Annotated in this window: 10 protein-coding genes; 1 reads left to right on the forward strand and 9 read right to left on the reverse strand. The window is 47.4% G+C overall.

The genetic code is table 11. From position 1 onward, the window contains the following. Positions 1-17 precede the first annotated feature (17 nt). The 7 genes from ACX9NY_RS18175 to ACX9NY_RS18205 form a co-directional block, all read right to left on the reverse strand. Positions 18-677, reverse strand: coding sequence for an amino acid ABC transporter permease (locus ACX9NY_RS18175; RefSeq protein WP_472474194.1), 660 nt, complete (start codon positions 675-677; stop codon positions 18-20). A 111-nt stretch (positions 678-788) separates the two neighbouring features. Then, positions 789-1,559: an amino acid ABC transporter substrate-binding protein gene (locus tag ACX9NY_RS18180; RefSeq protein ID WP_036672520.1), complete on the reverse strand. Its 771-nt coding sequence runs from the start codon at positions 1,557-1,559 to the stop codon at positions 789-791. 131 nt (positions 1,560-1,690) lie between these two features. Beyond that, on the reverse strand, positions 1,691-2,248 hold the full coding sequence (locus ACX9NY_RS18185; protein ID WP_339303787.1) for a DUF4825 domain-containing protein: 558 nt from the start codon (positions 2,246-2,248) through the stop codon (positions 1,691-1,693). Beyond that, entirely contained in the window at positions 2,245-2,940 is a 696-nt protein-coding gene (locus ACX9NY_RS18190; RefSeq protein ID WP_472474196.1) for a permease prefix domain 1-containing protein, read from the reverse strand. The genes ACX9NY_RS18185 and ACX9NY_RS18190 overlap by 4 nt, the downstream gene beginning before the upstream one ends. Further along, entirely contained in the window at positions 2,937-3,296 is a 360-nt protein-coding gene (locus ACX9NY_RS18195; protein ID WP_472474198.1) for a PadR family transcriptional regulator, read from the reverse strand. The genes ACX9NY_RS18190 and ACX9NY_RS18195 overlap by 4 nt, the downstream gene beginning before the upstream one ends. Before the next feature lie 270 nt (positions 3,297-3,566). Further along, the gene (gene melA / locus ACX9NY_RS18200) at positions 3,567-5,072 is read right to left on the reverse strand and encodes an alpha-galactosidase (protein ID WP_472474200.1); all 1,506 of its coding nucleotides are present in this window, start codon (positions 5,070-5,072) and stop codon (positions 3,567-3,569) included. A gap of 188 nt (positions 5,073-5,260) precedes the next feature. Continuing rightward, positions 5,261-6,274, reverse strand: a complete 1,014-nt coding sequence (locus tag ACX9NY_RS18205; RefSeq protein ID WP_472474201.1) for an AraC family transcriptional regulator — start codon at positions 6,272-6,274, stop codon at positions 5,261-5,263. Positions 6,275-6,456: 182 nt separating this feature from the next. On the opposite strand from ACX9NY_RS18205, the gene ACX9NY_RS18210 reads away from it, so the two are divergent. Then, entirely contained in the window at positions 6,457-7,083 is a 627-nt protein-coding gene (locus ACX9NY_RS18210) for a histidine phosphatase family protein (RefSeq protein WP_472474203.1), read from the forward strand. Positions 7,084-7,305: 222 nt separating this feature from the next. On the opposite strand, the gene ACX9NY_RS18215 is transcribed toward ACX9NY_RS18210, so the two are convergent. Together ACX9NY_RS18215 and ACX9NY_RS18220 are read right to left on the reverse strand one after the other, a co-directional pair. Next, positions 7,306-9,717, reverse strand: a complete 2,412-nt coding sequence (locus ACX9NY_RS18215; protein WP_472474205.1) for a rhamnogalacturonan lyase — start codon at positions 9,715-9,717, stop codon at positions 7,306-7,308. Between the two features lie 796 nt (positions 9,718-10,513). Further along, positions 10,514-12,958, reverse strand: coding sequence for a glycoside hydrolase family 6 protein (locus ACX9NY_RS18220; RefSeq protein ID WP_472474207.1), 2,445 nt, complete (start codon positions 12,956-12,958; stop codon positions 10,514-10,516). Between the last annotated feature and the right edge of the window lie 433 nt (positions 12,959-13,391).

Genomic DNA, 13,391 nt, shown 5'->3' on the forward strand with positions numbered 1-13,391 from the left:
GATTAATCAGATTTAATTTATTCAAATGAAAACCGCTTCTCCAGCGCCTTGAACAGCAAAGTAAGCACCAATGTTATAAGCAGATACATGATAGCTGCTAAGAAAAAAGGAAACAATTTAGCATCTCTATTCACTATCCCTTGAGCGTAAGAAAGTAACTCAGGTACAGCAACAGCATACAATAATGCCGTATCTTTAACCAACGTAATGGATTCATTCGCTGTTGCAGGCAATACTACACGAATCATCTGAGGAATAATGACCTTGGTCATCGTCTGCCATTTCGTTAATCCAAGTACCTTCGCTGCCTCATGTTGCCCTTTATCAATGGACAGCAGTCCGCCCCTGAAGATCTCAGCGAAGTACGCCGCATAGTTCAGGATGAACGCAATTGCCGCTGCAACAAAGCGATCAAACACCAAATGCTCGCCAATTACCGGAAGTAAGGGAAGACCAAAGCAGAAGAAAAACACCTGCAGAAGTAACGGGGTTCCCCGCATCACATATACATACGTATGGGCAATCCATGCCAATGGTTTAAACTGGCTCCTCATGGCGAGCGTTACAGCAAATCCAAGTGGGACAGACAATACAATGGCCACCAAAAACATGATGATCGTTGTTTGTGCACCCTCTAGCATAGGTTTTAAAATGGTCAATATATAATCCCAACTCATTGTTTTGTCTCCTCTAATCTGTTAACCCCGCATTCCTCTGGGGCATGTATCGCTCCAGCGTGGAATACGGGGTCCGTTTTGTTCAAACTATATATCAGGTGTGTAACCTGCCTATTTCAGAACCTTGTCTTCACCCAACCATTGGGTGGAGATTTTAGCTGCTGTTCCATCTGCATTGAGCTCATCCAGCGCTTTTTGCAGCTGATTCAGAAGCTCTTCATTGCCTTTTTTGATACCTATTCCATATTGTTCCGGTGCAAGAGATTCATCCAGCAGTTTGAATGTCCCCTCTTCCTTGGACATGTAGTATCTCGCGACCACTTCATCAATGATGACCGCATCCAGACGTTTTGTTTTCAAGTCAGTCAGAGCAAGCACGTTATCCTTGAATTCGGAAGCTTTTACTTTATCCTTCAGGGGACTAGCTGCCAGTGCATCTGCCGCTGAGGACAATGCCTGTAATCCCACATTTTTACCATCAAGTTCATCCAGCTTTGTAATTGGCGAGTCTGCCAAGGTAATCGCGACCTGACTGTTTTCCAGGTAAGGCTTCGTGAAGAGCACTTTCTCCTTGCGCTCATCCGTAATGGTGTATCCGTTCCAGATCATGTCGATTCGACCACTGTTCAGCTCTGATTCTTTGGAAGACCAGTCGATCGGCTGGAATGTGATTTCTTTACCCATTTTCTCCGCTGCAGCTCGTGCGTAATCAATATCAAAACCAACAATTTCATTCTGCTCGTCCCGGAAACCCATTGGAGCAAACTTATCGTCAATGCCTACAACAATCGTGTTATCGTCTTTGCTTGCGGAACTGGAACAACCCGCTACAATCAATACACATATACTAATGAATAATAGTAGAATCGCTTTTTTTCTCATCTCTCGAACCCCTCCATGTCTATAACCAAAACCAAACGCTTTAGTTCGTTACCACGTTATCAGAGATTTATAATAACATAGCATGGAAGAAGAGTCGAGTCTCTTGCCTATTTCCTTCTATTTCATGCAACTTAATTGTCAACAATTTGTGAAAAAGCTGCTTTCACTTGTGCCGTTTCCACGAGCTTCTCGCGTACAATCGAATTCCATAGCTCCAGGTTCTGAAGCTTCTCTAATTCTGTACCTGTCCATTGTTGGGCAGATTCACGACGTAAGGTATAGCTGGTATTCTCTAACTGGTAGACAACCTGCTCCAGATTATCGATCATCACAAAGTTCGCAATCGCATTATATACCAGTATCCGCTCAAGTTCCTCTGTATCCATCTCGTGCGTATCCAAGCTATAATTCACTTGAGCCGTGAACGTCTCCGGGTACAGTTGGTAACCATCCAATCTTTCTCGTAAAGGTAAGGCTTGATTCAGATGACTAAGGTTGGAATTATCACCCATGTAGGGACTGCGGTATTTCACTAAAGCGGCAAAATCATGCGTCAGCGGATTATTCTGCTCTGCTTCATACTGATCCTGCTGTGCCTCGATCCTCGGATTAACGAAACCCTCCACGAACACAAGGCCAACCACACCGAGAACAACGAGTGCAATAATCCATATATTTTTCCCTCTCATGACACATCACTCACTTCATATTTGCTAATGATCCGATACGCCCGATGCACTACCAAAGGAATAATAACGCTCAGTAGCGGGATAGCAAAGGCAATGGCCATCACAGCAAACTGATAAGGTCCATCCACCTGAATGGGTCGATTAAACCAGATGTTGCTTCCAAATCGCAACGCCGCCTGTGTTCCCCATAGTACAATCATGAACACCGCCCATAACCACCAAATTCTGCGATTCCACCGCATAAAGGCATCGGTTTGAATCACTGTAGTTTTCACTGAAGTTGCCGGATCATTCGTCCTGTTAGTCAACATATACAATACATATGATCCCCCAACAAGGAGGCTCACGAGCATAAGCAGGTTGTTTATGGCGGAGCCTTGCATCACCACTCTCGTTGGAATGGTTATGATCCAGGCTATAAGGCAATATATCAGAGCAGACTGTAATAACGCTGTCCAGTACGGAATACGTTGCACTCTCCGATGGTCACTCATCACTTGATCCATACCAGCGATATGCTGAATGGCGGTCTGGAACGCCTTATCTTCACTCATCCCCTGCGAGATATAATCGTCAATCCGCGCAGCGAGATTACTGTGAATCTCTTCTTTTAATTCCCGATTATCCAATGTATCTGGTGCGTGAGCGAACAGACGATTCACATGACGGGTGATGCGAGCTTCCAATCTCATAGTTCTTCATCTCCTTTTTCTTCAGTCACAATCATGCAATCAATCAGCGCTTTGGCTGCCTGCCAAGCTTGGACCTGCTCTCTATAGGCTTCGAGGCCTTGCACTGTAATCCGGTAATATTTGCGTCGTCCTCCCTGCGTCTCTTCCCCCCAGTAGGACTCCACATATCCACTCTTCTCCAGCCTCTTCAAACTGGAATAAAGCGTAGGTTCCTTCAATTCAAACTGCTCTCCACTCTTGCGATAGATCTCCTTAATAATGCTGTAACCATAGTTATCAGAAGGTATAAGTACACTCAGAATGATGGGGTCAATATTGCCCCGAATCAGATCACTGTTAATTACTTGAACATCCATCTGCAAAATTCACCGTCTTTCTTCCATCCTCCGTATACTATAAGACATATTACTATGTCTGTAAAGGTAATATGTATCACATGGTAAATATGTTTCAAAGTGAGCAACGTTGCAATATTCCTCTCTTGCTTTTCGCATGGAAGGAATAAAGAGGTGGTTATAATACAATTCATAAGTACGATGAGAACATTGATTTAGCCTTTGTCCGTGGCGTCCAAAAAAATAAAACAGGGCTCCTCCAATTATGGAGAAGCCCTATACTCGTTTTGTCTATTGCTGCACTTTCTCACGATCCTTGCCTTTATCGGATTCACCTGCGTTTTTGTTGGCAGCATCACGATCCTGTTGCATCTCTTCAACGGTTTTCACCTTAAGACGTGCTGCACCTTCATACTCCTTCGTCGGAATAAGATTACCCGCAGCAAGTCTTGCTTCTGCGGCAGCAATCGCATCCCCGTACTGTGGCAGCCACTGAGCCTGTGCAACCAACATCTCATCGACCATCTGCCAGATCTCTTTTGGATTACATACGGCACCTACGAGCGGGTCCATCATGAACGCCTGACGAAGTAATTGGTCGTCTCCGTTCACCGCAGCTTCAACTGCCAGACGTTGCACGGAAATACTCATATTACATACCGCGGCTGGTCCTAGTGGCAGATCACCTACATGTGGCATAGAAATGCCGTTGCGATCCACATATCCTGGTGCTTCAATAATCGCATCGTCCGGCAGGTTCGAGATGACTCCTTGATTAACGGTATTAAAATGTCCGCGATAGACACGTCCGGTCTCCAGCCCTTCGATAATGTACGAACCATGCTCCTCGCCCCGTTTTTCAGGAATAAATTGCATCGGTTCATCCTTCATCCAGTTAGGGAAATCCGTCTCAAACCAGTTGCGCCCCTCGGTGCATACCCGCAGATACCCACCTGTCTCTCCGTTGATCCAGTTGCCCAAGTCGATCCATTCGTTAATCTCTTCCGGACGTTTGCGGTACCACGGCACATATTCACTCAGATGACCATTCGATTCTGTACTGTAATATCCGAAGCGGCGCAGCATATCGATCCGCACTTTTTCGGTGCGGCTGTACTCGGGATGTTTTTCGAAGGCTTCGAGCAGGTCACCTGTAAGATCTTTGCCTTCATGAGAAGCCTGAATATACCAGGTCTGATGGTTGATGCCGGCACAGATAATATCCACTTCACTCTTTTTCAAGCCAAAAGCTTCCGCAATCTGATGATGACCATGCTGTACGCCATGACACAGTCCGATCGTCCGCACACCGCCATACTTATTGCATGCCCATGTGAGCATCGCCATCGGATTGGAATAGTTCAAGAGAAGTACATCCGGTGCGCTCTGTTCACGAATATCTTTACAGATGTCCAGCATCTCGGCAATTCCGCGTTGTCCGTACATGATGCCACCTGCACACAGCGTATCGCCGACACATTGGTCTACCCCATATTTCAGTGGAATATCCACATCCGTTGCAAAAGCTTCCAGTCCACCAACACGAATCGTACACAGTACATACTTCGCATCTTTTAACGCTTCTTTCCGATCCGTTGTCGGATGAATCTGAATATTCAATCCATTCTCACGGATATCCCGCTGACACAGCTCCGTCACCATGTCCAGATTGTGCTGGCTAATATCGCAGAACGCAATTTCGATGTTGTTAAACTCCGGTACCGTGAGCAAATCCCGCAGCAATCCCCGAGTGAATCCGATACTTCCTGCCCCGATAAACGCCACTTTAAACGACATGTTTATATCCTCCCCTTATCCGAATATTTCGCTTCGGTTAATGACTCTCTTCATGAAATCATTGTACCAACGCCAATAGGGGAAGCGTTATCAAAATCATGACCTGTTCAAGTCCCTGTTGTCAAAAATCCTAACTTTTAAACACCAGATCCACTAATACACTTGTTTTCGAAATTACTGCAAATGACTCATTCATCCTTCGGATATTGACTCACATGTCGTTCCATCGAGGAGCGAAATTCAACAGGCGTACAGCCGGTATATTTTTTGAATAACATATGAAAATACTGACGACTCCCTACTCCAACATAGTCGGAGATCTCAGAAATCGGAATATTCGTCTGCTGTAGCAGCATCTTGGCCTTCTCCATCCGAAGCATGGTCAGGTAATCGGTTGGTGTACGCTGCGTGTGCTGACGGAAAATGCGATGCAAATAACCCGGATGCAGATTGACGGCTGCGGCAATGTCCTTCATCTGAATATTGCGGTCCATATTGTGATGCATGAATTCGATTGTTCGTTTGACATAAAGCTCCGCCTGATCTGGCGCACTCCGGTTCATTTCTCCGCGCAGACGTGCTACACGGACGATCAACTGGATGAACAACGTGCGCACCAGCATTCCCTGTTCCGGGGACGACAGATTCCGGGCTTCGCGATGTTGTGCACGGTCCTCTCTGGGAATAACGCCTAATGGGACAGAGGATCTTCCCTGCTCCAATAGACCACGCTGATCGAGCTCCAACACCAGACTTTTCATAATGTAATACACCTCTTCCGGGTCAGGCAGTACCAGATATGGCGAGGCATTAGCCAGCAAAGTGTGGACTTCTTCCTCTTCCTGTACGAGCTGTCGAATGGACAGCTGACCGGCTGGTGTTCCCGAGAATCCAAACTCTACATTGAGCATCCGGCAAGGCACGCCATCTTCCACCAGCAGACGGTGCGGGACGCCGGCATCGAGCATAATGAACTGCCCTTTTTTCAGAACAGCCTGTTCCGAGCTCCCATCCGGCATCAGTACGTCCACACGACACATTCCCGAAATAATATACATAATCTCCATGGAATCATGATGGTGATAGGACATACGGTAGTTGTCCCATTGCTTATAATAGTACGCGTAAAAACGCGGCCCGCAGTCCTCTGTTCGCAATGCCTCCTGGTACAGACTTCCTGTCCAGCGTTTCGCGATGCTCATGTCCATACCTCCAGTCCTTCAACGATCGATCCTCACTTTTCTCCATTGTAGCAATTCTCTATGTCGAATATAAACTGTCTTGCTTAAAAGTCTCATTTGTATTATTTAATTAGACAAATATATAATTAGTATATTATCTAATATTTTATGTAAATGGTCTACAACTAAGGAGGTTTCCACGCATGAGTACCACCTTTCATCTGGTAAGACATGGACTCAAAGAACGACGGATCGGGGATGTCTCCCTCACTTCCGAAGGGGCGTTACAAGCCGAAGCCACAGCACTTCATTTTGCCAGAGCTGCCTTTACTGTTACTAAAATTCTTACCAGCCCACTTCGGCGTGCCCAAGAAACTGCAAGTATGATTGCCAGCCATACTCAATCCCCCATAATAGTAGAGCCTCGCCTGCGTGAACGTGCCAATTGGGGAGATGGCCCGGATCAGTCATTCGAAGAATTCATTGCGATGTGGGATCGATGCACGTCTGACCTCGATTACATTCCACCTGTGGGAGACTCGGCCAAACAGGCTGGTGAACGTCTGGCCTCCCGCTTAACCGAATTGACGAATGAAGAGCAGGAGAACAGTAACATTATTGTGGTTACACATGGTGGACTCATTACGGATTTCCTGGTGCAAACCTTCACCGAGCGCGAGCTTAATGTCTGGCATTCCGACTTTATAGCGATGCAGAACCAATTGATCCCCGAATGCTCCATTACCACACTAATCCATGATCAAGGAAACTTCACCATTGAAGCGTTCGCTTCTACCGCGCATCTGGACTTAACGGATAAACAAGAATGACGTAACGCGGATCGCCCGAACATGCCAAGCTCTATTCCCAACTCCCTCAGATTCTCATGTAAAAAAGCTCTGAAGTCTCCATGTGCCGAGACACACGGGAGACTCCAGAGCTTTAGAATACTTCAAAATGCTTCAGTACCGCTCATATCCATTGATGCTGCTTTAGGTTACAGTCTGATCCAAATCAGTTCTACGCTATCTTACTACTGCTGATCAGCCCGCTTACTTTCCGCCCTTCCCTGGCGTGTAGAATTTGGGCAGCGTTACCTTCGACCAGTCGATATCCGATGCCATATAGAAGGACGGATAGGAAGGCTGGTTGTATCCACTGTTCTGTCCAGCAATGCCCACACGATACATCGCATCATGCATCAACGTGTACAGCTTGCGGTCCGTCTTCTCGGTACTCAGATAGATGCGGATCGCAGAGCTATCGGTGGTTCTCACCAGCATCTCTTCCCGCCAATCCCCGAAAATATCAGCTACGAGCGAAGGCGTACCTTTGGTGTAATTGTTAGTCAATGTGCCTGTTGCCGTCAGCAACGTGCCACGCTTCCAATCCTTGATAGTTGGCGTGACGTCAATAGCACCATCTACAATCTGGGTCGTCATATCGCCAGACCAGCGAATATTCATATTCGTACCAGGGGCTTGATCACTTATTTTCTCCCCCTGTGCTGTCCACAATCCTACAGCCCAAGTCTCCAGTCCACGACGAGTCGGATCAACATCTCCCACCATGCCGCGTCCTGTATCTTTCCCTGTGTATCCGCCATAGATCACTTCTCCGGTCTTCGCATCCCGCAAGGAGTAGCCATATGGAGCCCACGGACCACCCTCGTGAACCATGAAGATCTCAAGTCCCGGACGATCCGGGTCAATATCTGCTACATGAAGGGCATCCCCATGACCCAGACGGGCAATCGTTCCTGGTGCAGCACTTTCGGCTGGCATCAGGTCTGTGGAGCTATACAGTACGCTACCATCATGATCAATTGTGGCTGAGCCATAGATGATCTCCTGTTTGCCGTCTCCATCCACATCTGCCACACTGAAATAGTGCGCGCCTTGGGTTGTAATGGAGCCATACTCTGGATCTGTGCCATCCACGCCATGCGGCCCATCATTGAACGGGTTCTTCATCGGTGTCCAGCCGCTGTCCACTTTCCATTCCTTTTTCAGCTTCTTGCCATCCCAGTTATAAGCAACCATGGTTGAACGTGTATAGTATCCGCGTGCAAAGATTGCAGATGGTTTCTTGCCATCCAGATAAGCCACGCCCGCCAGGAAACGGTCCACCCGATTGCCCGGTTCAATCCGTGCCATGGCATAATCGCCCCACATCAATCCATCATCATGACGTTCAGGTTCGTAGGGGATCGTCTCCAGCTCTTTGCCTGATTTCCCTTCAAATACGGTGACATACTCCGGCCCATCCACGATAAAACCTTCGAACTTGCGCAACTCATTTCGGTTACTGCGTTCTACCGCGTAGACATCAATGAAGTAATCGGCCAAGCTCTCGGCATCCTGCTGAGATAATGGATAGTTATACTTTTTCTCCATTCCAAATGCCTCTTCCAATGTCGCAGGCCAGTTGCCCTTCACAACCTCTTCGTGTTTATGCCAGTTTCTGAACATATCCACCACGTGATCGTAGTAACCGTCAGCACTTAAACGATAATCATCCTCGTTCTTCACGCCTGCCTTGCGGTCTTCCTTCGGTAAGGTGATATACTTCTCGGATGTCACTTTTCCTTTTTTGTTATATTGGATTATTTTCGTGCCCGGAGCAGTCTTGAACATCATCTCAGCCTTGCCATCCCCGTCAAAATCGTAAACAAGCATCTGTGTATAATGAGCACCTGCGCGAATGTTGACTCCAAGATCGATCCGGTACAGCAATTGTCCGTCCAGGGTGTAAGCATCTACGTAGGTTTTACCCGTGTATCCTTTTTGCGATACATCCTTGGCGTTGGAAGGGTCCCATTTCACAAAAAACTCATATTGGCCATCCCCGTCCACATCACCCACGCTCATGTCATTGGCGGAATACGTATAGGCTTCGCCGGCAGGCGTCACCCCATCGGCCGGTTTTTGCAGTGGAATATCCACGTAGCCGTTCGCCCAAGGTTTGATGGATGCACTGCGTTTGCTCTCCTTACCCTTTTTGTTCACCGCTGCCACTTCATAACGGGAAGAGGATTTACCTGTGGCATCTACATAGTTGGTGCTATCCGTGACCGTAGCGATCTTTTTGCCATCACGATAGACGTTAAAGTCCGTACCTGTCAGCCCTTTATCGCTATACCCTGTGGCCTCGTCACCAAGCAATCTCCAGCTAAGAAAAACACCTTCGGATGTTGATGCAGCTACCAGACCGCGATCCAGATATTCCAGTTGAATCTCTTTCAAGTGACTGCCCCCCTTATGTGATTGCAGGCCACTCTCCGTTGTACTATTTCCATTCGAAGCTTCGGCTCCAGTGACTCCCGCTGTTCCTCCGATAAGCAAAGCTACGCTGAGTGCCGAAGAGAGTACCTTGGCTGCAAGTGGCAGCCGTGCCTTCCTGCGACCGGATTGCTGACCTGAAGCCGATCCCTTATGTACCGGCGCTGTTGTTTCTGAGTTCATCCACCTTCACGCTCCTTGAGACAGAATAGATGATGCTGATACACTTCGATGATGATTGAGCATTCAATTACCCGTATGGGCATTCGATCACCCATGCAGACCTCTTCAACGACTGATTCCAAACTTTAATGATTACGCTTACAAAATTAAAAAAGAGAAATCAGCTTGCCCGACTACCAGAGTGCGGTCCTCCTTTCATTCTCTTTCCAATCTGAGCGAGGTGATCCCGCCCATCCGGTTCTATTATAGACATCCTGCCTGCCAGACCCTAGGCAAATATCCGTCCAAAACGATCAATATTCAGTGTTTTTAGGAGTCATTTTGGAAATCAAACCGATGAACGATTCAAGCTGAAGCATGATTCCGACTCACCGCCAAGTTTTTTCTAACGAATCCCACGCACCCTATTAGGTGGTGAAACTGCAACAACGAATCCTAACGAATCTCAGTAACCTTATTTGGACCAAAACGAGTCTAAGAGGATCAAAATCTACCCAAATTAACTAAATAGCGTGTCTACGATTCGTTAGATTTATCAAATGCATCAATTCAACTGAATAGCGTGTCCTCTGTTCGTTAGAAAAGAAATAGGGCTGTCCCCTGCTCATTTTCATGAACAGAGGACAGCCCAGCCTGATACGCCCGCTCTTACATCCCTAATTACGGATCTTCAAGCGATTATACATACATTGTTCAAGTGAGAACTTCAATCTAGAATGACTCTTGTAATGCATAGCAAAAAACCGCGATCCTCTAACACACTGAGGATCGCGGTTAAGACAGTTACAAATAAAGTTTAAGGCTCAATGCCCCATACCAGGTTTCCACCTTGATAGAGTGTTACCTTGTTCCAATCCTGATAGGATGTTTTTGTTGGATCGAAGGAGTAATCATTCGTCTCGTCAAAGTTGGACCAGTCTGTTTTGTACATGCGAAGCTGGATATCGCCAGTCTGTCCACCAGCCTGAATGCTACCAGCGCCAGCTGTGAAGCTCAGCTCTACATACGAGTCTGTGAAGGTGCGCTGAATATTGGCTCCGCCAACTTGAGCGTAATCAATGGCAGAATCCATTGCAGCCGATCCTTCTTTGGAGAAGTAATACCGGATCTTCAGATCACTCAGATTCACAGCAGTACTGCCCAGATTTTTAATGTTGAAATACGGTTTGATCTGGCTGTCCAGCGCATTGGTATCTCCAGCACGATATTGCAGGACAAGATCACTTGTCGGTACAACGACACTTTGAGGTGTCGCGGGAGCTACAGCAGAATTGGCACTTTGCCCTGCTGTGTTCACTGCACTTACCACATAATGATACGTTGTTCCGTTCGTCAGGGAAGTGTTGGTGTATGACGTACCACTCACATTCGTCGCGATTGTTGTGAACGGACCTGCTGCACTCAGCGCCCGTTTCACATTATAACTTGCTGCACCTGTAGAGGCAGTCCACGTCAGACTCACCTGTGCATTACCTGCGGTTGCTGTGAGCGCAGTCGGTGCAGCTGGCGCCGTTACCCCTGCAACCGGTGTAGCAATTGCTGTGGCAGAATTAACACTTTCACCTATAGCATTGGTTGCCGTTACCACATAATAATAGGTTGTACCATTGATCAAGCCAGTATTGGTGTAGGATGTTCCACTCACATTGGCTGCGATCGTTGTGAATGGACCTGATGCGCTCAGTCCCCGCTTCACGCTATAACTGGTCGCACCTGCAGAAGCCGTCCACGTCAAGGAGACCTGAGCGTTACCGGCAGTAGCCGTCAAAGTTGTGGGTGCAGCCGGAGCTGTATTACCTCCCGGAGGATTGCCTCCACCATTACTTGCAGGCAGCACAGGGAATGAGTTCTTCACCAGTGCCACGAATTGATCATGGAACCAGTGACCCGATACCGGAGCATTGGGCAATGCACCTGTTAATACACCATCCCGAGTGGTGAAGGTCGGGTCACACATCCGGTCGAAACCTTTGCCTTCGTTATTCGGAATTTCGGAACTGGAGCCATCGGATTCACCCGGAGGTTTCACCCAGACATAAGCATCCAGATGCGCTGGTCCGGGCGCTGCCTTAGGGACTTCCCCTATGCCAGCTCCACTGGCATTACACCAGTTCCCTCGATGCTCCCGGCGATCTACACGTCCGGAATTTACATAATCGTTGATGTTGCTGCCCGTAGCCGATGTTGGACGGTCTACCCCGCCCCAGCCGTTCCGGCTAGTATCGATCAGGAAACCTGTGCTGCTTGGCCAGCCGGCTTGTACGAAATCGGTATACAGCGCAGCGGTGAAATCGGTTTCGTCAAAATACGGATTCCACTCATAAAACTTGGCTGATTTAATCGGTTGTCCACCGATATTGAGATCCGGGTTGGACAGGTTCGGCTCTCCCAGCGGTGTGGTATTCGCCGTGTTCGTAATGAAGCCATCTGCACTCTGCAGACCTGCCGCAGTATCATTTACTACGTCCGTATACAACGCAACTGCTGCAGAACGGTTGTTATCCCATCCAAGCCAGCCGGAGTGACCGATATCCAGATAGTTGTACACATTCGAAATGGCGTGCAGCTTGTCCAATGCATACTTCACACCGGCCTCATAGATACCTGTTGAGCTGGCTTGACCACAAGCTGGTGTACTCAGGTTGGTCACAAGGTTAGGCAGACTGTCCGGTTCAATGACAGCGATAATGCGAATATCCTGATACTTCGGATCTGCGAAGATATCTGCAATCACATCAATATAATCCGTTTTATACGTCTGTAGTGCAGCCTGTGTTAGTGGAAGTTCACCATTCGAAGCAAGGGCATGACAATCCCGACCTGGCAAGTTATAGATAACAAATGAAGCCGTTATTGGTGTCCCGGGTTTCTTTTGGGCAAGAACAGCATCGAGATGTTCCTCAACGCTTTTGCGACCCGCATTGTCCGTCCCGCCATAGATCGCAGCAATCCGGTCAATCCACACTGCGGTTGGATACGATTTGACCGTCTCCATCTGTGCCTTCAGCGATGCATCATTGGTCAACGCAATGGACGTATCCACAAGAGCCGAATAGTCCTCATTCAAATAAGCTGTTGCCCCTACAAATGGATTATCCACATGTGCTTCAGCCGCCTGAGTCAGGCCCGGAGACATTCCCGGGAAAATCCCCGCCGCCAGCAGTGTTGCCGCCAACATTTGCTTTACTCCTTTGCGCAGGATCTTCTTACCTCTTGATCTGGTTTTCAATGTAGTCTTCATAGTTCCACCTTTCCTTTAGTTAGATTGGGTTGTACTCATGTCTGATCCTCTGTGTCATGATAATGCTTAGCACGAAGAGAACGTTCGGATGAGTTGGTTGTATCACCTCCATAAGAAATGGTTGTATAACAGGAATCTTGATCAAACAAATTGTGTGAGGGTGAACCATGAGAATGAGTATAATGTGGTGGGTGTGGGTGATTGTGTGTTAGACATGAAGAAGTGTGGAGATGGATTTACAGGATACTTGAATCTTTCACTTCAGTAAGCGCTTTCTTTAAGCGGTTTAAAAAAAGGCCATCGCCTGCCCATCTACAAACTTGATGTTCGGTGTCACCTCCTTATGTACGATTATACGACATGTAAATATTACTGTAAATTGAATTAAATAAATTTAATTATATTTTTTTCCATAATCCAGGCAGGAATCTGG

Source organism: Paenibacillus sp. CB74 (assembly GCF_055687625.1).

What these genes read in the sequence shown, in the direction of transcription:
- ACX9NY_RS18180 (WP_036672520.1), bottom strand. Translation starts at nt 1,559, where the DNA reads ATGAGAAAAAAAGCGATTCTACTATTATTCATTAGTATATGTGTATTG.
- ACX9NY_RS18195 (WP_472474198.1), bottom strand. Translation starts at nt 3,296, where the DNA reads ATGGATGTTCAAGTAATTAACAGTGATCTGATTCGGGGCAATATTGAC.
- ACX9NY_RS18205 (WP_472474201.1), bottom strand. Translation starts at nt 6,274, where the DNA reads ATGAGCATCGCGAAACGCTGGACAGGAAGTCTGTACCAGGAGGCATTG.
- ACX9NY_RS18175 (WP_472474194.1), bottom strand. Translation starts at nt 677, where the DNA reads ATGAGTTGGGATTATATATTGACCATTTTAAAACCTATGCTAGAGGGT.
- ACX9NY_RS18215 (WP_472474205.1), bottom strand. Translation starts at nt 9,717, where the DNA reads ATGAACTCAGAAACAACAGCGCCGGTACATAAGGGATCGGCTTCAGGT.
- ACX9NY_RS18185 (WP_339303787.1), bottom strand. Translation starts at nt 2,248, where the DNA reads ATGAGAGGGAAAAATATATGGATTATTGCACTCGTTGTTCTCGGTGTG.
- ACX9NY_RS18220 (WP_472474207.1), bottom strand. Translation starts at nt 12,958, where the DNA reads ATGAAGACTACATTGAAAACCAGATCAAGAGGTAAGAAGATCCTGCGC.
- ACX9NY_RS18210 (WP_472474203.1), top strand. Translation starts at nt 6,457, where the DNA reads ATGAGTACCACCTTTCATCTGGTAAGACATGGACTCAAAGAACGACGG.
- melA (WP_472474200.1), bottom strand. Translation starts at nt 5,072, where the DNA reads ATGTCGTTTAAAGTGGCGTTTATCGGGGCAGGAAGTATCGGATTCACT.
- ACX9NY_RS18190 (WP_472474196.1), bottom strand. Translation starts at nt 2,940, where the DNA reads ATGAGATTGGAAGCTCGCATCACCCGTCATGTGAATCGTCTGTTCGCT.